This is a genomic window from Ideonella sp. BN130291 (assembly GCF_036231905.1).
In the GTDB taxonomy this organism is placed as follows: Bacteria; Pseudomonadota; Gammaproteobacteria; order Burkholderiales; family Burkholderiaceae_C; genus CAMLIZ01.
In genome coordinates, this window is the sequence record NZ_JAZARE010000009.1 from 221,055 (window position 1) to 242,388 (window position 21,334).

17 protein-coding genes are annotated in these 21,334 nt (G+C 68.4%); 9 read left to right on the top strand and 8 right to left on the bottom strand.

All coding sequences use genetic code 11. From position 1 onward, the window contains the following. The first annotated feature begins 51 nt into the window (after positions 1-51). Positions 52-1,032: a potassium channel beta subunit family protein gene (locus VPH43_RS20020; RefSeq protein WP_328579512.1), complete on the top strand. Its 981-nt coding sequence runs from the start codon at positions 52-54 to the stop codon at positions 1,030-1,032. A 23-nt stretch (positions 1,033-1,055) separates the two neighbouring features. Here VPH43_RS20020 and VPH43_RS20025 read toward each other — a convergent pair whose 3' ends face one another. Next, entirely contained in the window at positions 1,056-1,544 is a 489-nt protein-coding gene (locus VPH43_RS20025; RefSeq protein ID WP_328579513.1) for a cupin domain-containing protein, read from the bottom strand. 110 nt (positions 1,545-1,654) lie between these two features. Here VPH43_RS20025 and VPH43_RS20030 point away from each other — a divergent pair, with 110 nt between their 5' ends. Together VPH43_RS20030 and VPH43_RS20035 are read left to right on the top strand one after the other, a co-directional pair. Next, positions 1,655-3,100, top strand: a complete 1,446-nt coding sequence (locus tag VPH43_RS20030) for a DUF2868 domain-containing protein (RefSeq protein ID WP_328579514.1) — start codon at positions 1,655-1,657, stop codon at positions 3,098-3,100. Continuing rightward, positions 3,097-4,539, top strand: a complete 1,443-nt coding sequence (locus VPH43_RS20035; protein WP_328579515.1) for a GTPase/DUF3482 domain-containing protein — start codon at positions 3,097-3,099, stop codon at positions 4,537-4,539. Before VPH43_RS20030 ends, VPH43_RS20035 begins: the two co-directional genes overlap by 4 nt. Positions 4,540-4,552: 13 nt before the next feature. Here VPH43_RS20035 and VPH43_RS20040 read toward each other — a convergent pair whose 3' ends face one another. The 4 genes from VPH43_RS20040 to speD form a co-directional block, all read right to left on the bottom strand. Beyond that, positions 4,553-5,260 carry a histidine phosphatase family protein gene (locus VPH43_RS20040; protein ID WP_328579516.1) on the bottom strand — a complete coding sequence of 236 codons (708 nt, stop codon included), beginning with the start codon at positions 5,258-5,260 and terminating at the stop codon, positions 4,553-4,555. A 208-nt stretch (positions 5,261-5,468) separates the two neighbouring features. Next, positions 5,469-8,387, bottom strand: a complete 2,919-nt coding sequence (locus tag VPH43_RS20045) for a TonB-dependent receptor domain-containing protein (protein ID WP_328579517.1) — start codon at positions 8,385-8,387, stop codon at positions 5,469-5,471. Positions 8,388-8,576: 189 nt separating this feature from the next. Continuing rightward, a complete protein-coding gene (murU, locus tag VPH43_RS20050) occupies positions 8,577-9,260 on the bottom strand; it encodes an N-acetylmuramate alpha-1-phosphate uridylyltransferase MurU (protein WP_328579518.1) in 684 nt (227 codons plus the stop codon). Further along, the gene (gene speD / locus VPH43_RS20055; RefSeq protein WP_328579519.1) at positions 9,257-9,661 is read right to left on the bottom strand and encodes an adenosylmethionine decarboxylase; all 405 of its coding nucleotides are present in this window, start codon (positions 9,659-9,661) and stop codon (positions 9,257-9,259) included. Before speD ends, murU begins: the two co-directional genes overlap by 4 nt. 81 nt (positions 9,662-9,742) lie before the next feature. Here speD and tkt point away from each other — a divergent pair, with 81 nt between their 5' ends. The 4 genes from tkt (at position 9,743) to VPH43_RS20075 (ending at position 15,444) form a co-directional block, all read left to right on the top strand. Then, the gene (tkt, locus tag VPH43_RS20060; protein WP_328579520.1) at positions 9,743-11,770 is read left to right on the top strand and encodes a transketolase; all 2,028 of its coding nucleotides are present in this window, start codon (positions 9,743-9,745) and stop codon (positions 11,768-11,770) included. Positions 11,771-11,833: 63 nt separating this feature from the next. Then, positions 11,834-12,832 (top strand): type I glyceraldehyde-3-phosphate dehydrogenase, encoded by a 999-nt coding sequence (gap, locus tag VPH43_RS20065; RefSeq protein ID WP_328579521.1) that lies wholly within the window; start codon positions 11,834-11,836, stop codon positions 12,830-12,832. Positions 12,833-13,009: 177 nt separating this feature from the next. After that, a complete protein-coding gene (locus tag VPH43_RS20070) occupies positions 13,010-13,372 on the top strand; it encodes a hypothetical protein (RefSeq protein WP_328579522.1) in 363 nt (120 codons plus the stop codon). Between the two features lie 5 nt (positions 13,373-13,377). Continuing rightward, a complete protein-coding gene (locus tag VPH43_RS20075) occupies positions 13,378-15,444 on the top strand; it encodes a S8 family peptidase (RefSeq protein WP_328579523.1) in 2,067 nt (688 codons plus the stop codon). Here the strand turns inward: VPH43_RS20075 and VPH43_RS20080 are convergent. Genes VPH43_RS20080 through VPH43_RS20090 form a run of 3 tightly spaced genes read right to left on the bottom strand, consistent with a single transcriptional unit; the run spans position 15,419 to position 17,627 of the window. Continuing rightward, positions 15,419-16,087 (bottom strand): hypothetical protein, encoded by a 669-nt coding sequence (locus tag VPH43_RS20080; protein WP_328579524.1) that lies wholly within the window; start codon positions 16,085-16,087, stop codon positions 15,419-15,421. The two genes, VPH43_RS20075 and VPH43_RS20080, sit on opposite strands and share 26 nt — an antisense overlap. Before the next feature lie 31 nt (positions 16,088-16,118). Continuing rightward, entirely contained in the window at positions 16,119-17,066 is a 948-nt protein-coding gene (locus VPH43_RS20085) for a biotin--[acetyl-CoA-carboxylase] ligase (protein ID WP_328579525.1), read from the bottom strand. A 15-nt stretch (positions 17,067-17,081) separates the two neighbouring features. Next, the gene (locus VPH43_RS20090; RefSeq protein ID WP_328579526.1) at positions 17,082-17,627 is read right to left on the bottom strand and encodes an SET domain-containing protein; all 546 of its coding nucleotides are present in this window, start codon (positions 17,625-17,627) and stop codon (positions 17,082-17,084) included. An 89-nt stretch (positions 17,628-17,716) separates the two neighbouring features. Between VPH43_RS20090 and VPH43_RS20095 the strand changes: the two genes are divergently transcribed. Then, positions 17,717-20,269 carry a DNA topoisomerase III gene (locus VPH43_RS20095; protein ID WP_328579527.1) on the top strand — a complete coding sequence of 851 codons (2,553 nt, stop codon included), beginning with the start codon at positions 17,717-17,719 and terminating at the stop codon, positions 20,267-20,269. Positions 20,270-20,321: 52 nt separating this feature from the next. Then, positions 20,322-21,311 carry an AEC family transporter gene (locus VPH43_RS20100; RefSeq protein ID WP_328579528.1) on the top strand — a complete coding sequence of 330 codons (990 nt, stop codon included), beginning with the start codon at positions 20,322-20,324 and terminating at the stop codon, positions 21,309-21,311. Positions 21,312-21,334 lie beyond the last annotated feature (23 nt).

Genomic DNA, 21,334 nt, shown 5'->3' on the forward strand with positions numbered 1-21,334 from the left:
TTGCAGGCCACCCTATCATCGCCCGCTTCACGAACCAAGAAGGACGATTCGATGAACTACCGCCGTCTGGGCCGCAGCGGCCTGCGCGTGAGCGAGCTGTCGCTCGGCTCCTGGGTCACGTACCACAACCAGGTGGACACCAAGTCGGCCGTGGAGATGCTGGCCGCGGCCATGGACGCCGGCATCAACTTCTTCGACAACGCCGAGGCCTATGCCCTCGGCCAGAGCGAGGTGGTGATGGGCGAGGCCTTCAAGGCACTGAAGTGGCCGCGCCTGAACTACATCGTGTCCACCAAGTTCTACTGGGGCCTGGACCGCGACGGCAACGGTGTGAACCGACGCAACACGCTCAACCGCAAGTACCTGATGCAGGCGATCGACGGCTCGCTGCAGCGCTTTGGCCTGGAGCACATCGACCTGGTGTACTGCCACCGCCCCGACCCGCACACGCCGGTGGAAGAGACGGTGCATGCGATGAGCGACATGATCACGCAGGGCAAGGCGCTGTACTGGGGCACCAGCGAATGGTCGGCGGCCGACATCCGCGCGGCCTGGGACATCGCCGACAAACACCACCTGCACAAGCCGGTGATGGAGCAGCCGCAGTACCACCTGTTCCACCGCAAGCGCGTGGAAGACGAGTACTCGCGCCTGTACGAGGACATCGGCCTGGGCCTCACCACCTGGAGTCCGCTGGCCTCCGGCCTGCTCACCGGCAAGTACCGCAGCGGCATTCCGGCCGGCAGCCGCGGCGCGATGGACAACATGGCCTTCCTGCGCGACAGCCTCACCGACGCACGCAAGAACGAGGCGGTGGCGCAGCTGGAGCCGATCGCGCAGGAGCTCGGTGGCAACCTGGCGCAGCTGGCGATCGCCTGGGTGGCGAAGAACCCGCGCGTGAGCACGGTGATCACTGGCGCCTCCAAGCTGTCGCAGCTGCAGGACAACCTGGGTGCGGTGGCGGTGATGGAGAAACTGACACCCGAGGTGATGGCGCGCATCGACGCGATCACGGCGCCGCTGGCCAGCTGAGCGGCGCGGCCTCGCCACTGCGTTCAGCCGGCGGCCGGATCGGGATGGGTCGGGTCCACCCAGGGCACGTTCTCCGGCGGCTCGGCGGGTGTGATGTCGAGGTTCACCGCCACCGCCTCGCCGTCGCTGCGCACCAGCACGCATTCCAGCGTTTCCGTGGCGCTGGCGTTGATCTCCTGGTGCGGCACGAAGGGCGGCACGTAGATGAAGTCGCCCGGGCCGGCCTCGGCGGTGAACTCCAGCCGCTCGCCCCAGCGCATGCGGGCGCGTCCGCGCACCACGTAGATCACGCTTTCCAGCGGGCCATGGTGATGCGCACCGGTCTTGGCATTGGCATGGATGTGCACCGTGCCGGCCCACAGCTTCTGCGCGCCCACGCGGGCGAAGTTGATCGCCGCCTTGCGGTCCATGCCCGGGGTCTGCGCGGTGTTGGGGTCCAGCCGGTCGCCCGGCACCACGCGCACGCCATCATGTTTCCAGCGTGGGTCATTGGCATGGGGCGCAGTGTCCATCGTGGGCTCCAGCAGGTGAGGCGCTTGATTCTGGCGCCGTGCTGCTGGGGCGTCGAGCCGGAGTTCATCCCTCAGAATGGCCCTTCGCCGTCTGCCTGCACACCATGGCCTTGACACCCTCTGCCGACACCGCCCTTCGCAGCGCCCGCTGGACGCTGGCCGACGTGGTGGACTTCGAGCACTGGCTGGCGCAGCCCGACGCCGTGGCCCAGGCGTGCGCGATGCCCGGCGCAGCGGGCGCGGACCGGCGCGCCGTCTTCCACGCCTGGTTGCGCCAGCAACGCGAAGGTCACTCTGGCGCACCCACGCCCGGCGAGCAGTTGCAGCAGGGTGAGCGGCTGCTGTCGGCGCTGGCCTGGGGGGTGGGCCTCGCACTGGGCGCAGGCCTGGCCGGCACCTGGCTGGCGGGCAGCGGCGCGGAGCCGGTGAACGCGCCGCTGTTCTGGGTCGCCACGGTGGGGCTGCAGCTGGTGCTGCTGGTGGTCGCGCTGCTGGGCTGGTGGTCGCGCCGCCGCTGGGGCGGTGCCGCGGGTGGGCTGGTCGGGCTGCTGCAGGCAGCGATGACCGGGGCTGCAACGCTGTTGCGGCGGCTGCCCGGTGAGCGGCGAGACGCCTTGCGCGCGGCGCTGGGCCGGCTGGCGATGCGCCACGATGCGCAGTCGCAACTGCTGGTCGCCCCGGCGGTGGCGCTGGCGCAGCGTTTTGCCATTGCCTTCAACCTCGGGCTGCTGGCCGCCATGCTGCTGCTGCACCTGCCGCTGGTGGACCTGCGTTTCGGCTGGCAGTCCAGCTACCCCGTGCGGCCCGATCAGGTCCACCTTGCGGTGCAGGCGCTGGCCACGCCCTGGCGCTGGGCGCTGCCGCAGGCCCAACCCTCGGTGGACGAGGTGGCGGCCACGCGTTATGTGCGGGGCGATGCCTCGGCGCGCCTGCCGGCGGAGGCGGCGCGTGCGTGGTGGCCGTTCCTGGCGCTGTCCATCGCCTGCTACGGCCTGCTGCTGCGCGCTGCGCTGCTGTGCGGCGCCCGCTGGCAACAGCGCCGCACGTTGGCGCGCCTGCGCTTCGATCATCCGGCAGCGAATGCCTTGTGGCGCCGCCTGAGCGGTCCGCTGCTGCGCTCCGATGGCGGTTTGGCCGAGCTGCCGGGCGGCGCATCGGTGGCCCACGCGCAGCCCGTCAGTGCGGGTGACTGCGCGCTGCTGGTCGCCCAGGAGTTGGCCGCGGAGGCCGATACGCTGGCCGCCACGGTGCGCCAGCGCCTGGGCTCGCGGGTGCTGTCCGTGACGCCGCTGCCGCTGGACGACCGCGGTGCCATCGCCCCGCTGGTGGCGCAGCTGCGGTCGAGCGGCCTGCCGGCCACCGTGCTCGTGGCCGCACCCGCCAGCCGCGACCCCATCGTCGCGATCGCGGCCGGCCTGCGCGCGCTGCTGCAGGCGCTGGCCCCAGGCACCGACGTGCTGCTGCTGCTGGTGCAAGCCGATGACGAGCGGCTGACGATCTGGCGCCGTTTCGTGCAGATCCAGCATCTGAGGCTGGGCGTGGAGGCCTTGCCATGACGCCCACACCGACCTTCGCCGTCGTGGGCGCGGTGAACCACGGCAAATCGTCGGTGGCCGCCACCCTGGCGGAAAACGACCAGGTGCGCATCTCGCGCATGCCGGGCGAGACGGTGGAGTGCCAGCGTTTTGCGCTCGGCGAGCTGTTCGTCTTCTTCGACACGCCGGGTTTCCAGAACGCGCGCGAGGCGCTGGCCGAGCTGCGGCCGGCGGCCGAGGCGGCGGACCCGCTGGCGGTGTTCGCGGCCTTCATCGCGCGCCATCGCCATGAGCCTGAGTTCGACGCCGAGTGCCGCCTGTTCGAGCCGGTGGTGCAGGGCGCCGGACTGATCTACGTCGTGGACGGTTCGCGCCCGGTGCTGGACATCCACCTGGCCGAGATGGAGCTGATGCGCCTGAGCGGCGCGCCGCGGCTGGCCATCATCAACCCCACCGGCGCCGAGGACCACGTGGCCGATTGGCGCCGGCGCCTGGGCCAGCATTTCAACGCGGTGCGGGAGTTCAACGCGATGCAGGCCGGCTTTGCCGAACGCATCGAGCTGCTGGAGACGCTGGCCGGCATCGAGCAGGCATGGAAGCCGCGTCTGATGCAGGCGGTGCAGTTGCTGCGCGAAGAGCGCAGCAGCCGGCTCGACGACGCGGCCGAGCTGATGGTGGCGCTGCTGGCCGAGTTGCTGCAGCACCGCGAGACTGCCGATGCGCCGGCCGATGCGGGCCAGGCCGCCGCGGCGGCCGAGGCGCTGAAGGAGCGGTTCCGCGCGGCCGTGCGCGAGCGCGAGGCGCGCACCCACGCGGCGCTGATCGCGCTGTTCGGCCACAGCCGGGTGACCTCCGGCGCCTTGCCGGCGCAGGCCCTGGTCGACGATCTGTTCAGCGAGGCCACCTGGTCGCTGCTGGGCTTGAGCAGCCGGCAGTTGCTGGCCGCGGGCGCGATGGCGGGCGCCGTGGTGGGCGCGGGCGCCGACGTGCTGACCGCCGGCCACACCTTGCTGGCCGGCAGCGCGCTGGGCGCGGCCGTCGGTGCGGCGGGTGCCTTGGCACTGGGCAAGCGGCGGCCCGACATCGCGGTGGGCCTGCCGCGGGCGCCCGTGCCCGAGGCCCTGCAAGCCTGGCTGCCGCGGCGCATGGCGCTGGGGCGCTCGCAGCTGACCGTCGGGCCCTACGCCGCGCTCAACTTCCCCTGGATCGTGCTGGACCGCGCGATCGGCACCCTGGCCTACGTGATGACACGCGCCCATGCGCGGCGCGACACGGTCACCTTGCAGGCGGACCAGCTGCAGGAGTTGCTCAGCCGCCTCGGGCTGGCGAGCACCGGCTGGAGCGATGCGGATCGGCGGGTGTGCGAGCGCGCCTTCGCCCAGCTGCGCAAAGGGCGGCTGGACGCCGCGAGCCGCGCAGCAATGGTCGACGTGGTCCGGCGCCGCATCGCGCTGGTGTGAGACGGCGGCGCCGCTATCGGTAGGTGACCAGCGCGGGGTCGGCCACCACATCGAGGTGGGCGATGTTGTTCAGCTGCGCCAGGCTCAGGCGCTCGCCGCTGTAGAACAGGCTGGTCACGCCGCTGTTGGCGAGCCCGTAGCAGACCTCGCAGGCGCTGTCGTCGGGCAGGCGCAGCAACTGCTGGCAGATCGCGCTGATCGGCCCGCCGGAGGTGACGATCACCAGCGTCCTGGAGCCACCGGCCCGCTGCACCGCCTGCTGCAGCGCGGCCAGGGTGCGGGCGCGAAAGGCGGCCCAGCTTTCCGGATAGTCGCTGTCATGCGCACCACTCACCCAGCGCGCCATCGCCTGCGCGAAGAGGTGCTGGAAGGCGCGCCGCGGATGCGGCTGTGCGGCCAGCCAGGCGCGCATCGCGGCCGGGTCGGCGAGGTCGGGCCGCTGCGCCAGCAGGATGGCGTCGTGGTCGTATTCGTCGAAGCCGGCGTCGATCTGCACGTCGGCCGCCGGCCTCAGCGCTGACGGCAGCGCCTCCATCAGGCCGTCGGCCGTCTGTCGGTGGCGTTGCAGCGAGCCGCGGTGCAGCATGTCCACCCGCCGCCCGCAGCGAGCAAACCAGTCGCCCAGCAGCCGCGCCTGGCGTTCACCCAATGCCGACAGGCAGTCGTAGTGGTCGGAGTCGAACGACGCCTGGCCGTGGCGCACGAGGTGGATCTGTCCCATGCGGCGCAGCATCGCCGCCACGCCGGGGAGCGGCAATCACCCAGGCGACACCCCAGGTGTCGGCCGGTGATGCCGCTGCAGTCACTGTGGTTCAGAGGCTCTGTGCAGGCGGTAAGCTCACCAAAAAAAGCGCGACCACTGGTGGTCGCGCTTATCTCGTTGTCAACTGACGATGGTCCGGAGGTCTCCCTCGGTTCGAATCAGACGATCACAAGCTGTAGCGTACGCCAACATAGTAGCGGCGCCCAATGGGGTCGTAGGTGCCCGCCATCGTTTCCACGCCGGTGCTGTTGCCAGGAACGCCCGAGGGAATGAGCGGCGGCTTGGTGTTGAGCAGGTTGTTGATACCGAAGTACGCCTCTGCCTTGCCAAACTTGTACGTCAGCTGAGCATCGGTATAGGTTTTCGCACCGACCTTGCCAAACTCCTTCGGAATCTCGTTGGGGATCATGAACTGGTCATCCACATAGGACTGACCAATGTAGGTCACCGAGCTCTTGAGGCCGAAGTTGCCAATGTCGTAGCCGAGGTTGAGCACCCACCGGTTGCGCGCGGCTCCCAGTTCTCCGGTGGAGTAGTCACGCTCCGCGTCCGGTGTCGTCTTGACCCAGGCCTTCAACAGGTGGGTATAGGACAAGCGGCTGAAGAAGCTGCCACCTGCGATCTTGCCCGCGTAGTTTGCAGTCAGGTCAACGCCCTCATCGAACTGGCCCCCCGTGTTCTCCGAGCTGGAATTGATGGTTTGCAGCGCACCTGCACTGTTCGCACCCACGGCCACTTGGCGACGCGTGATGTCCTTGCAGAACTTTGGATCGCCGCCGTAGCACTGGGTCAGCTGGAACTGTCGGCCGGGCGAGTTGATCGCTTTGTCGATCTGGATCCGGTAGTAGTCCACCGTAAAGTTCATGTTGCCCAGGTCAGCGGGCAGCGGGCTCGTGATCACCATGCCGAGCGTGACGGACTTGCCCTTTTCCGGCTGTAGGTTCGGATTGCCAAGGTTGTAGCCGCTGATGCCTTGCAGGTCCGCTTGAGTCAAGGTGAACGCGCCGTTTTGAGCGATGTTCGCCAGGACGCCGGCGTCTTGGCGGCATGCTTCGGACACTGCACCCGTGGAGGTAGCGGTTACACCCACGCAAGGGTCGACCAGCCCGGTCGGGAAGGTCTGGTTCGGCCCTTGGAACAGCTCGCCGATGTTAGGCGCGCGCGTCGAGACAGCGCTGGTCGCGCGGAAGCGGAACGTCGAGTTGACGGCCCAGTCGAGCCCTGTATTCCAGCTCGTTGTGTTGCTGCCGGTTGAATATTTCGCCGAGCGCACCGCGACCGTGCCGTCAAGGGACTTCACCGCGGGAAGCCCTTTCAGCAGCGGAACGCGGAATTCGGCAAAAGCTTCCTTGACGTTGAAGCTGCCTTCCGTGATGGGCCGTGCGTTGCCAAGATTCAGCCCGAGCTGAGTCAACGCATCGGCAACGTCGCTGGAGGCTTCCTTGCGGTACTCCACACCGAAAGCCATGCCCAGCGGGCCAGCAGGCAGTTCGACCGGTTCGCCGGACAGCGTGGCGCCAGTGAACGACTGCGTGATCTTGGTGTTGAGCGTGCTGGGCGCGTGGATATAGCGTGCGGCTTCCGGGCTGATCGTATTCGCACCGAACACATTCACCGGAACGCAGCCGGAGGCGCGGGCCACCGGGTCACGGCAGACGGGGTTCCCGTTGGCGTCGGGAATGGCCTCCAGCGCGTACCGGAAGTTCGCCGCATTGACCTGGCCTGTGCCGTACTGCGCTTCCTTCGTGTAGCCGTAGGCGGTGTAGACGTCGTAATTCCAAGTCTTCGTCAACTCGCCCTTGAGGCCGGTCAAGAAGCGGAAGGTGTCCCGGTTCGCGGTGTTTCCCCGATTGGCGATATCGGTCAGCCGGCGGGTGAAGTTGTAGTCCCGCGCGCCATCACTATCGCGATCGGTCAGCTGATCAAACAGAGCCTGCGGGATCAGCGGGTTCTTCACCAGGACGCCGTTGACCAGGAACTCGGCGGGAACGAAGCCGCCACCTGCATAGATCGGGTTGGTGCCGCCGGTGGAGTCGACTGCGAACGGCTCGAGCCGTGACGTCGTCTTGGTGGCGGCGTACGTGCCTTCGAAGAAGACGGTCGCCTTTTCGCTGAACTCATGCTCGCCGTTGGCAGCAAACAGCAGCCGGTTTGTCGGCACGGCGATGGTGCGAACTTCGTTGCGGTTGTAGCCCGTGGCGCCGACGCCATCGCCGTTCGGGCCATTGGTGCTGAAGGGGATGAGGTTGCCGTCCGCATCGAACGTGCGGCTGGTGTTCGAGCCGCCCGCCGTGCGGAAGAAGAAGCGGCCCTGCGGCGCAAAGCTCGAGTAAAACGGCGTGTGATTCGTGAACAGGTCGGCAGGGTCATCGCTGAAGCCACCGACGTACGCGGAGAAGCCGTCCACCGCCGAGATGTCACGGTCCTTCGAATACACCGCGCCTTGTTGTGTGACGGAGAAGTGTCCCATCATGCGGGTTTTGCCGTCACCGCTGTTTGACCCGAAGCTGGCGCTGAACTTTTTCAGCGTGTCGTCGTGTTTCTGGCTCTCGCCGTAGGAGGCGTCGAGCTTGATGCCGTCAATGCTCTTCTTCAGGATGATGTTCACCACGCCGCCCACGGCATCCGACCCATACGCGGACGAAGCGCCGCCGGTCAGCACTTCCACCCGTTCGATGAAATCGGTGGGGATGGTGTTCAGGTCGACAGTCGCGCTGCCGGACTGGCCCGCCACATAGCGGCGGCCATTGACGAGCACGAGCGTGCGATCGGCGCCAAGGTTTCGCAGGTCGACCGTGGCAATGCCGACGCTGGAGGTGATGAAGTTAGAGTTCGTACGGCTGATGCCTGGCGTGCCGAACACCGGGCTCTTCAGGATGAGTTCCTGCAGGTTGACGGCACCCGACGCGGCGATGTCGGCGGACGTGAGCACCTGCACGGGCGCCGGCGATACGGCATTGGTCGACAAGATCCGACTGCCGGTGATCTCGACGCGTTGTGCAGCGTCCTGCGCATGCGCGGACGCGCCGAGACTGGTAATCACGGCAACGGCAGTCGCGACCGCGCTCAACTTCGGTTTGAACAAGATGGATTCCTCCGGGAATTGACGATAAGCGCCGGCGCGGCCGTCATGCGAGCAGCCGTCTTGCCAGGCGAATGAGTGGTACTGAATGTATCCAGGTGATGAAGCAAGGCCAGCCGCACAAATACGGTGTGGCGGGCTTGCGACAAAACGGGCGAGCCGAGGGCCCCTTCGGATTGACGAGCGCGGGACTCAAGGGTCCGTCGATAGCGCAGCCAATTGCTCCGGCGTCCCCACGTTGTCCCAGCGCCCGAGGTAGCGCGCGGCAGACACCTTGCCTTGCGCGATGCCCTTGAGCAGCTGCGGCAGCAGCGGCGCCGCCGTGCCGGCGGCGATGCCGTCGAACAGCTCGGCCCGGTAGAGGCCGAAGCTGGCCCAGGTGAGGCGCTGGTCGGTGTCCCGCACCGCCAGGCCGTTGGCGTCGATGCCGAAGTCGCCCTGCGGGTGATAGGGTGGGTTGGGCACCAGCCACAGGTGGGCCAGGCGGTCACTGCGCTCGAAGCCGGCGGCCACGGCGGGATCGAACATGAAGTCGGGTGCATGGATGTCGCCGGAGACGACCCAGAAGGCATCACCCAGCAGCGGCCGCGCCTTGGCGACGCCGCCGCCGATGTCCAGCGCGCCGCCGTGGTCGCGGCCTTCCATCGAGTAGTGGATCTTCAGGCCCCAGCGCGCGCCATCACCCAGCGCCGCGGGGAAACGCTCTTCCAGCCAGGCGGTGTTGATCACCACCTCGCGCACACCGCCGCGCGCCAGCGCCTCGAGGTGCCATTCGATCATCGGCTTGCCGCGCACCAGCAGCAGCGGCTTGGGCGTGTGGTCGGTCAGCGGGCGCATGCGCTCGCCGCGGCCGGCGGCCAGGATCAGGGCCTTCATGCGGCAGACATCGGTTGGGGGGCCAGCGCACCACGCTGCAGGCGATGGCGCTCAACGTTACGGGGCTGGAAGTGCGCGATCAGCGTGTCCATCAGGGCCTGGGCAGCGTCGGCGTGGTCGGCGCTGAAGTTGCACACGTACACGTCCAGCGTCACCGCCTGCAGCTCAGGCCAGGTGTGCACGGCCAGGTGCGATTCGGCGAGCAGCACCACGCCAGTGATGCCGGTGGGCTGCTCCGTGTTGCCGGCCGGCGCAAAACGGTGGAACAGCGTGTTCACCGCCTGCAAACCGGCGCAAGCCACCGCCTGCAGGCACAGCGCCCGCAAGGTGTCCACATCGGTCATCGCCGGCAGCGCGCCGGTGCAGCCATGGAGGTCGGCGGTGAGGTGCAGTCCCTGCATGGCGGCCGAGTGTAGGCCCGGCGCCGGGCGTCGGCCGGGCTGCCCCTTAAAATCGGTGGTTTCCCTCAGCGCGCCCGCCTCATGCCCTCGACTTCCCCCCAAGACACCTCCCTGATGGCCAACGCGATCCGCGCCCTGGCCATGGACGCCGTGCAGCAGGCGAATTCCGGGCATCCGGGCGCGCCCATGGGCATGGCCGAGATCGCCGTGGCGCTGTGGGGGCGGCACCTGAAGCACAACCCGACCAACCCGCAGTGGTTTGACCGCGACCGCTTCGTGCTGAGCAACGGCCACGGCTCGATGCTGATCTACGCGTTGCTGCACCTGACCGGCTATGACCTGGCGGTGAGCGACCTGCGCCAGTTCCGCCAGATGCACAGCAAGACGCCGGGCCACCCGGAAGTGGGCATCACCCCCGGCATCGAAACCACCACCGGCCCGCTCGGCCAGGGTCTCACCAACGCTGTGGGCATGGCGCTGGCCGAAAAGCTGCTGGCCGCCGAGTTCAACCGGCCCAACCATGCGGTGGTGGACCACCACACCTATGTGTTCATGGGCGACGGCTGCCTGATGGAAGGCATCAGCCACGAGGCCTGCGCACTGGCCGGCGCCTGGAAGCTGAACAAGCTGATCGCGCTGTACGACGACAACGGCATCTCCATCGACGGCCAGGTCAAGCCCTGGTACGTGGACGACGCCGCCAAGCGCTTCGAGGCCTACCAGTGGAACGTGATCGGCCCGGTGGACGGCCATGACGCCGACGCGGTGGACGCGGCCATCGCCAAGGCCAAGCAGTCGGCCACCAAGCCCACGCTGATCATCTGCAAGACCACCATCGGCAAGGGCTCGCCCAACCGCGGCGGCACCGCCAAGGCGCACGGCGAAGCGCTGGGCGCCGACGAGATCAAGCTCACGCGCGAGGCGCTCGCCTGGGCGCACGAGCCCTTCGTGATCCCGGAAGCCGCCTACGACGCCTGGGATGCCAAGGGCGCCGGCCTGTCGGCAGAAAGCGAATGGAGCGGCCGCTTCGACGCCTACAAGGCGGAGTTCCCCGAGCTGGCCGCGGAGTTCCTGCGCCGCATGCGGGGCGAGCTGCCGGCCAACTTTGCGCAGAGCGCGGTGGATGCCGCGATCGCATCCCACACCAAGGCGGAGACCGTGGCCAGCCGCAAGGCCAGCCAGATCGCGCTGGAGGCCTTCACCCGCGCGCTGCCGGAGATGCTGGGCGGCTCGGCCGACCTCACCGGCTCCAACCTCACCAACACCTCCTCCACCGCCGCGCTGCGTTTCGACGACAACGGCGTGCCCAACAACGGCCGCCACATCAACTACGGCGTGCGCGAGTTCGGCATGGCGGCCATCATGAACGGCATCGCGCTGCATGGTGGCTACATTCCCTACGGCGGCACCTTTCTCACCTTCAGCGACTACAGCCGCAACGCGATCCGCATGGCGGCGCTGATGAAGGCGCGGGTGATCCATGTGTTCACGCACGACTCCATCGGCCTGGGCGAGGACGGCCCCACCCACCAGAGCGTGGAGCATGCCGCTTCGCTGCGCCTGATCCCCAACCTGGACGTCTGGCGCCCAGCCGACACGGCGGAAACCACCATCGCCTGGACCATGGCGCTGGGCAACAACACCCGGCCGAGCGCGCTGCTGCTGTCGCGCCAGAACCTGCCCTATGCGCCCAAGGCCGGGCTGGACGAGATCAGCAAGGGCGCCTACGTGCTGGCCGAACCGGCCGAGGTGGGCCTGAAGAAAAAGGCCCAGGCGGTGATCGTGGCCACCGGCTCCGAAGTGCAGCTCGCGCTGCATGCGCAGCAGCTGCTGGCGGCCAAAGGCATTGCGGTGCGCGTGGTGTCCATGCCGTCCACCACGGTGTTCGACCGCCAGGATGTGCGCTACAAGCGCAGCGTGCTGCCCGACGGCCTGCCGCGGGTGGCGGTGGAAGCGGGTGTCACCGATTTCTGGTGGAAGTACGGCTGCGCGGCGGTGGTGGGCATCGACACCTATGGCGAGTCGGCCCCGGCCAACGTGCTGTTTAAGCACTTCGGGTTCACGGCGGAGAACGTGGCGGCCACGGTGCAGAAAGTACTCGGTAAGTAACCGCCAGGCGGCACACTGCCGGCTCGCGGGTTGACGGTTTCATTCATTGCTGGAGAGACAGACATGGCGATCAAGATCGGTATCAATGGCTTCGGCCGCATCGGCCGCATGGTGTTCCGCGCCGCGGTGCAGAACTTCCAGGACATCGAGGTGGTGGGCATCAACGACCTGCTGGAGCCCGACTACCTGGCCTACATGCTCAAGTACGACAGCGTGCATGGCCGCTTCAAGGGCGAGATTGCGGTGGACGGCAACACCCTGATCGTCAACGGCAAGAAGATACGCCTCACCGCGGTAAAGGACCCGGCCGAGCTGAAGTGGGATGAAGTCGGCGCGGACGTGGTGGTCGAGGCCACCGGCCTGTTCCTGACCAAGGACACCGCCGAGAAGCACCTGAAGGCCGGCGCCAAGAAGGTCATCCTGTCCGCCCCGTCGAAGGACGACACGCCGATGTTCGTGTACGGCGTCAACGACAAGACCTACGCCGGCCAGGCGATCATCTCCAACGCCAGCTGCACCACCAACTGCCTGGCGCCCGTGGCCAAGGTGCTGAACGACACCTTCGGCATCAAGCGCGGCCTGATGACCACGGTGCACGCGGCCACGGCCACCCAGAAGACGGTGGACGGCCCGAGCAACAAGGACTGGCGCGGCGGCCGCGGCATCCTGGAAAACATCATCCCCAGCTCCACCGGCGCTGCCAAGGCGGTGGGCGTGGTGATCCCCGAGCTGAACAAGAAGCTCACCGGCATGGCCTTCCGCGTGCCCACCTCCGACGTGTCGGTGGTCGACCTCACGGTCGAGCTGAACAAGGAAGCCAGCTACGACGAGATCTGCGCCGCGATGAAGGCCGCCAGCCAGGGCGCCATGAAGGGCGTGCTGGGCTACACCGAGGACAAGGTGGTCTCCACCGACTTCCGCGGCGAGGCCATGACCTCGGTGTTCGACGCCGAAGCCGGCATCGCGCTGGACAAGACCTTCGTGAAGGTGGTGTCCTGGTACGACAACGAGTGGGGCTACTCCAACAAGGTGCTCGAAATGGCACGCGTGATCGCGAAGTAAGCACTTCGCCGGTTCGCCCGCAAGCCGCCTTCGGGCGGCTTTTTTCGTGTGGAACGTCGGCGTCGCGGCCGGTGGCGCCGTTGGTGGGTACGGGCCTTGCCTTGAAGGCACAGGCTCAGTCCCACCCGAGCGGGCGCCGCTGCGTCCGCGCACTACACCGCACTACACTTTTCCGCCATGCCGCCCACCGCTGCGTTCCGACTCCTCCGCTTCATCGGCTGCGCCGTGGCGGCCGCGGGGCTGGCCGCCTGTGCCACCCAGCAGCCGGTGGAATGGCGGCTTCAGGTGCGCACGGTGGCCGACTGGCCCGACCCGCAAGCGCTGAGCCAGCGCGCCGAGCAGATTGCCGGCGTGCCGGTGAGCCCGGAGGTGGCGGCCATTGCGCCGCACTGGTATGCCATCACGCTGCAGTGCGAAGATCGGGCCACGTGCAAGCGGGCTTCGATGAAACTCGCGGCACAGCCGGCGCTGTTTGTAGAACTGCGGCGGGATGACACCCGCGCGCTGCCTAAACGACCCAACTCCCAGAACTCACAATGACTTCCATGCGATCCGTTGCCCGCTGGGCTCCCGCGCTGGCGTGCGCGCTGATGGTGGCGCTGGCGGGGCCGGCGCAGGCCGAACGCGCCGGTGCCCGCCCCACGCGCCTGCCGCAGGAGCCGCTGGCCGCACGCGTGATCGTGAAGTTCAAGGCCGAGGACAGCGGCCGCAAGCAGGTGCTGGCGGCCCGCAGCGCCGCCGAGGTGCTGGCGCGGGATGCAGCCGTGGCGCAGGCCCTGGCACAGCGTGCCCATGCCCTGGGCCAGCGGCATGGCTTCGCGTTGCGCGCGGCCGCCGCGATCGACGATCGCACCCAGGTGGTCACCGCGGACAGCATCGATTCACAGGCGCTGGCCGCCCGGCTGGCGGCCGACCCGGACGTGGAATACGCAGTGGTCGACGGACGCAAGCAGCGCTTCACGGTGCCCAACGATCTGATGTTCGTGCCCACGGCCTCGCTGCCGAACGGACCGGCGTCGGGCCAGTGGTACCTCAAGGCGCCGGCCGCGGGGTCGCTGAGCAATGGCAACGAGGTGATCTCCTCCATCGATGCGGTGGGCGCGTGGAGCATCACCACCGGCCACCGCAGCATCGTGGTGGCCGTGCTGGACACGGGTGTGCGCGGCGACCATCCGGACCTGGCTGGCAAGCTGCTGCCGGGCTACGACATGGTGACCGACGTGGCAGTGGCCAACGATGGCAATGGCCGCGATGCGGATCCCTCCGACCCGGGCGACTGGATCACTGCCGCGGACAAGAACACCACCGCGTTCAAGGACTGTGACATCTCCGACAGCTCCTGGCATGGCACCATGACCGCCGGCCTGGTGGGCGCCGCCACGAACAATGCCACCGGCATGGCCGGCACCGGCTGGAACGTCAAGGTGCTGCCGGTGCGGGTGCTGGGCAAGTGCTTCGGCTATGACTCGGACATCATCGCCGGCATGCGCTGGGCGGCGGGGCTGCACGTGAACGGCGTGCCGGACAACCCGAACAAGGCCAAGGTGATCAACCTGAGCCTCGGCGGTGAGGGCGCCTGCAACAGCGCCTACACCAGCGCCGTCACGGAGATCACCGCCGCCGGGGCGGTGATCGTGGCGGCCGCGGGCAACACCACCGGCCATGCTGTCAGCAACCCGGCGAACTGCCCCGGGGTCATCGGCGTGGCGGCGGTGCGGCACATCGGCACCAAGGTCGGCTTTTCCGACGTGGGCCCCGAGATCACGGTGGCAGCCCCGGGCGGCAACTGCGTGAACTTGAGCGGCACCTGCCTGTTCCCCATCCTGACCACGTCCAACACCGGCACCAAGGGACCCTCGGCTGCCACCTACACCGACGGCGACAACATCAGCGTGGGCACCAGTTTCTCCGCACCGCTGGTGTCCGGGACAGCCGCGCTGATGATGGCGGCCAACCGGTCGCTCACGCCAGCGGCGGTCATCTCCGTCATCAAGTCCACCGCGCGCGCCTTCCCGCAGACCGGGGCGCCGCCGGACAACGAGACAGGCAATCCGGTGCCGATGTGCCATGCGCCCAATGGCACCGACCAGCTCGAGTGCTACTGCACCACCAGCACCTGCGGTGCCGGCCTGCTGGATGCCCGCGCCGCGGTGACTTCCGTAGCGCGACTGGAGGCGTACATCGATGTGAATGCCACCACGGTGGCGCCAGGCGAGGCGGTCACCTTCAGCAGCACCAGCACGGTGCTGCCTGCCCCACGCACGCTGAAATCGCGCAACTGGAGCCTGGTGGACGGCGGGGGCATCGTGACCACGCTGGGCGATACCACTACCGGCGACACAGTCTCCGCCACGCCCAGCGGGGAAGGCACCTTCACCGTTCGGCTGACTCTGGTGGACGACACCGATCGGCAGTCGACCATGGATCAGACCATCACGGTGCAGGCCGCTGGTACCACACCGCCGCCCACCACGCCCCCGCCTTCAAACGACAGCGGCGGTGGTGGCGCCATGTCCGCCGTGTGGCTGGCCGCCCTCGCGCTGGCCGTGGCCCTGCTGGCGGCCGCCCGGTGGCAAGCCGCCCGCCTCAGCCGCCCGTCGCGCAGGCGCTGAAGCCGTTGCCCAGTGCAGGGGCCTTCAGGCCCAGCAGCTGGGCCTGCAAGGCGGCGTCCGCATCGTTCACCCGCAGCAGGTGCAGCCGCGCCGGCGCGGTGAGCGTCACGATGCGGGCGGTGCGCACCCCACGCTGGGCCAGCTGGTCCAAGGCGGCATCGGCCGCAGCGCGGTCGCTGAACCGGCCCAGCGCCAGGCCGGGTTCCAGCTCCGGCGTGCCGCGCAGCTCCTCGTAGGGCACGCGGATGCGCTGCAGCTCGCCTTCCTTCTTCTGCAGCGCCTCGCGGTCGGCAAAGCGGCCCATGTAGAGCAGCCAGGCGCCCGGCCGATCGACGGCGGGGGTGTTCCAGCGGCCGGCCGGCAGGCCGGCGGCACGCAGCACCCCTTCGGCAAGCGCCATCTCGGCGTCGGTGTAGGGGCCGGCCTGCAAGCAGGCTTGCGGGTTGGCCGGTGCACTCGCTGCCGCGCGCGCAGCCTGGGCCGGCAGCAGCTGCACCACCTCCGGATGCACCTGCCGCTGCAGGCGCTCGGGTTCGCGCTCGCCGTGCCCGCTGCTGCCTGCCAGGCTGTCCAGCCAGCCATGCGACCAGGCGTAGAACACCAGATTGGCCGCCAGCACCAGCGCCAGCGCCGCCCTCAGCATGCGCCCTCGCGCACCCGGCGCTCGGCCGGTGTCATGCTGGTGTGGCCTCCGGCGGCGGATCACCGTGCTGCAGCCGCACGCTCACCTCGCCGCTGGACAGCAGCTGCACGCCGGCGGCGGTGCGCACCCGCAACGCGCCATCGGCCGACACGCCCTCGGCCACGCCGGCCGGCAGCTCGGCCGCGGTGGTGACCACCGGCTGCCCGGCCAGCAGGTCGCGCGTGCCATACCGGGGCGCGAAGCCGGCAAAGCCCTGGGCCTCGAACTGCTGCAGCGCGCTGACGAGCGGCCGCGCCAGCCGGTGCAGCACCTCGGGCGCCGTCACGCCGGGGATCAGCTCCTGCAGGCAGGCATAACCGGAGCTGAGCTCCCGGGTCGGCTGCGGCGTGACGTTCAGGCCCACGCCGATGACCACCATGCGGCGCCGGCCCACGGCGACGGTCTCGATCAGCACGCCGCCCAGCTTGCGCCCCTGGCCGGGGCCGTCCAGCAGCCACAGGTCGTTGGGCCATTTCAGGCCGATGCGCGGCCTGCCGCCAGCGGGCAGCGGGTCGAGGGCGTCGGCAATGGCCACGCCCACTGCCAGCGACATGCCGGACCAGTCGCGCGGCTCCAGCGCCACGCCGAGCGAGAAGGTGAGGGAGGCGCCGGAGCTCGATTGCCAGAGGCGCCCCATGCGGCCGCGCCCGCGCGACTGGTGCTCGGCCACCAGCAGGCAGGGCTGGGTGTCGTCGGCACGCCGGCCGAACGGCATGGGCGCCTGCCCGGTAGATGGCGCCTGCTCGGTGACGCCGTCCAGTTCACCCGGGCCGGTGATCGGCGTGTCACGCCGCCCGCCGGAGCGGCGCGCCCGTTCGAGCAGCTGGGTGTTGGTGGATTCGCAGCGCGCCACCACTTCCACGCTCAGGCCGGGCAGCAGCGGCTCCAGCGCCTGCCAGAGCTGCTCTGCGCCCCAGGGGAGGTGGCTGGTGTCGGGCATGGTGGAAAAGGAGGGTCAGCGTTTTTTTGCCAGCATGGTGCCGCGACAGGCGTCGGCGCCGCAATGGCAGGCGAACTGCTTCTTCAGCTTGGGCGTGTAGCGCTCGTCGATGATGAGGCCGTAGTCGTAGAACAGTTCCTCGCCGGGCGCCACGGGCTTGATCGCCTTGACGAAGACCCGCCCTTCGACCTCGTCGGCCTCGCAGTTGGGGTCGCAGGCGTGGTTGATCCACCGTGCCGCGTTGCCGTTGACCTTGCCGTCGATGACATGCTCGTCGTCGATGTGGAAGAAGAAGGTATGGTTGGGGTCGGACGGATCATGCGGATGGCGGCGCAGCGCCTCCTTCCAGCTGATGATCTCGCCCTTGTATTCGATGATGGTCTCGCCCGGCTCGAAGGGCCGCAGCGCGAACACCCCCTTGCCGTGGATGCCGCTCTTGCGCACCTGGATGCGGCGCCCGGCGGGTGCGGCTTCCGCCTTGGCGTGCGTCTTGCCGTTGGCTCGCGCATTTTTCGCCTGGTCTGTGGTCTTGGAGGGGGCAGCTTGCGCGTTCGACTTCATTCGGTACATTGAATTCATGGGTGCGCGCGCGTGTATGTGCGTGCGCGCGAGAACGGGCCATTGTAGGCCGCCACATAGTCGAAGACACGATGACCAAGTCCCTGATCATTGCGGAGAAGCCGAGCGTCGCGCAGGACATCGTGCGCGCGCTCACGCCCACCGCCGGCAAGTTCGAGAAACACGCGGAGTACTTCGAGAACGAGCGCTACGTCGTCACCTCGGCGGTCGGCCACCTGGTGGAGATCAAGGCGCCGGAGGAGTTCGACGTCAAGCGCGGCAAGTGGAGCTTTGCCCACTTGCCGGTGATTCCGCCGCACTTCGACCTGGCGCCGATCGACAAGGCCAAGACCCGGCTCAACGCCGTGGTCAAGCTGGTCAAGCGCAAGGACATCAGCGAGCTGATCAACGCCTGCGACGCGGGCCGCGAGGGCGAGCTGATCTTCCGGCTGATCGTGCAGTACGCCGGCATCGACAAGAAGGCGCCCAAGCCGGTGCGCCGGCTGTGGCTGCAGAGCATGACGCCGCAGGCCATCCGCGATGGCTTCGAGAAGCTGCGCGCCGACGAGCAGATGCGCGGCCTGGCCGACGCGGCACGCAGCCGCTCGGAGGCCGACTGGCTGGTGGGCATCAACGGCACCCGCGCGATGACCGCGTTCAATTCGCGCGACGGCGGTTTCTTCCTCACCACCGTGGGCCGGGTGCAGACGCCCACGCTGTCCATCGTGGTGGAGCGCGAGGAAAAGATCCGCAAGCACGTGGCGCGCGACTACTGGGAGGTGCGCGCCACATTCGGCGTGGCCGCGGGCAGCTACGACGGCAAGTGGTTCGATCCCAAGTACAAGAAGGATGAGAACGATGCCGACAAGCGCGCCGACCGCATCTGGGTCGAGCGCGACGCGAAGGCGATCGCCGACGCGGTGCGTGGCAAGGTGGGTACCGTCAGCGAGGAGGCCAAGCCCAGCTCGCAGTCCAGCCCGCTGCTCTATGACCTGACCAGCCTGCAGCGCGAGGCCAACGGCCGCTTCGGCTTCTCGGCCAAGACCACGCTGTCGCTGGCGCAGGCGCTGTACGAAAAGCACAAGGTGCTCACCTACCCGCGTACCGATTCGCGCGCCCTGCCCGAGGACTACCTCGCCGTGGTGAAGGACACGGTGAAGATGATCTCCACCGAGGACCTGCCCGGCCCGCTGCGCGAGCTGGCCCAGCATGCGAAGAAGGCGCTGAAGGAGGGCTACATCAAGCCCTCCAAGCGCGTGTTCGACAACGCCAAGGTGTCGGACCACTTCGCCATCATCCCGACCATGCAGGCGCCCAAGGCCCTCACCGAGGCTGAGGCGAAGCTCTACGACATGGTGGTCAAGCGCTTCCTCGCGGTGTTCTTCCCGCCGGCCGAGTACATGGTCACCACCCGCATCACGCAGATCGAAGGCCACCACTTCCAGACCAACGGCAAGGTGCTGGTCAACCCCGGCTGGCTGGCGGTGTATGGCAAGGAAGCGCAAGACGAGGACGCCACGCTGGTGGCGGTGACGCCGAGCGAAAAGGCGACCAACGAGGAAGTGAATGCGGTGGCGCTGCGCACCAAGCCGCCCGCACGCTACACCGAAGCCACGCTGCTCTCCGCGATGGAAGGTGCCGGCAAGCTGATCGACGACGACGAGCTGCGCGAGGCCATGCAAGAAAAAGGCTTGGGCACGCCAGCCACCCGCGCGCAGACCATCGAAGGCCTGATCAATGAGAAGTACCTGGTGCGCGAGGGCCGCGAGCTGATCCCGACCGCCAAGGCCTTCCAGCTGATGACCCTGCTGCGCGGCCTGGGCGTGGAGGACCTCACCAAGCCCGAGCTCACCGGCAATTGGGAATACCAGCTGGCCCAGATGGAGCATGGCCGCCTTCAGCGCGAGCAGTTCATGACCGGCATTGCCGAGATGGCCGAGCGCATCGTCAAGAAGGCCAAGGAGTACGACCGCGACACCATCCCGGGCGACTATGCGACCTTGAAGACACCGTGCCCCAACTGCGGCGGCACGGTGAAGGAGAACTACCGCCGGTTCACCTGTGAGAAGTGCGAGTTCTCGATCAGCAAGATCCCCGGGGGCCGCGCCTTCGAGATCCACGAGGTGGAGACCTTCCTGGCGACCAAGAAGATCGGCCCGCTGGAAGGCTTCCGCTCCAAGGCGGGCTGGCCTTTCACCGCGGAGATGAAGCTCGCCTATGACGACGAGATCAAGAACTGGAAGCTGGAGTTCGACTTCGGCGAGGACACCAAGAACGGTGAGCAGTCCGGCGAACCGGTGGACTTCTCGGCGCACGAGTCCTTGGGCCATTGCCCCAAGTGCAAGGGCCGGGTGTTCGAGCACGGCAGCAACTACGTGTGCGAACACGCCGTGGGCGCGCACATCACCTGCGACTTCAAGAGCGGCAAGATCATCCTGCAGCAGCCGGTGGCACGCGAGCAGATGAGCAAGCTGCTGGCCACCGGCAAGACCGACCTGCTGGAGAACTTTGTCTCCAACAAGACCCGGCGCAAGTTCAAGGCCCGCCTGGCCTACGACGCCAAGGAAGGCAAGGTGAGCTTCGAGTTCGAGCCACGGGCGGCGAAGGCGCCGGCCAAGAAAGCGGCCGCCAAGAAGGCGGCCTGACCCACGTGGGTGCCGCCTGGACGGGAGCGGCACCGGCGCCCTGCGTGTACCGATGACACTGCCCGTCCTCTACAAGCTGCTCGCGATCTTCATCGTCGTGGCCCTGGGCTACATCGCCGGGCGCATGCGCTGGCTGGGCGACGAGCGGCAGGGCGCGGACCCGGCCCGCACCTTGAGCAACGTGGCGTTCTACGTGTTCGTGCCGGCGCTGCTGTTCCGCACCACCTCGCGCCTGCCGTTCGCCACCATGCCGTGGGGCACGCTGGTGGCCTTCTTCGTGCCGGTGCTGATGCTGCTGCTGGGCGTGTATGCCTGGCAGCGCAGGCGCAACCGCAGCGGCCGCCTGCCCACCGCGGCGCCCAGCGTGCGCGCCATCTCGGCCACCTTCGGCAACACCCTGCAGGTGGGCGTGCCGATGGCCAGTGCGTTGTTCGGCGAGCCGGGGCTCGCGATCCACATCACCATCATCAGCCTTCATGCGCTGACCTTGCTGCTGGTGCTTACCACGCTGGTGGAGCTGGACCTCGCGCGGGCCGAGGCTGCACACATGGGCCATGACCTGATGGCCACGCTGAAGACCACCTTGCGCAACACCATCATCCATCCGGTGGTGCTGCCGGTGCTGGCCGGCATGGCCTGGAACGCCACCGGCCTGCCGCTGCCGCCGGTGGTGGACGAGGCGCTGGAGGTGCTGGGCACGGCGGTGGTGCCGCTGTGCCTGGTGCTGATCGGCATGTCGCTCGCCTACTACGGCATGCGCGGCAGCGTGCGGGGTGCGGCGGGGCTGTCGGTGCTCAAGCTGCTGGTGTTGCCCGTGCTGGTGCTGGCCGTGGGCCACTGGGGCTTCGGGCTGCACGGCCTGGCGCTCAACGTGGTGGTGATGGCCGCTGCCTTGCCGGTGGGCAGCAATGCGCTGATCTTTTCCCAGCGCTACGAGACGCTGGAGGGCGAAGCCACGGCGGCCATCGTGCTCTCCACCTTCGCGTTCGTGCTCACCGCGCCCTTGTGGTTGTGGGTGCTGTCGGCGCCGGTCTGGCGCTGAAGGAAAGCGCTGACAGCGCCGGC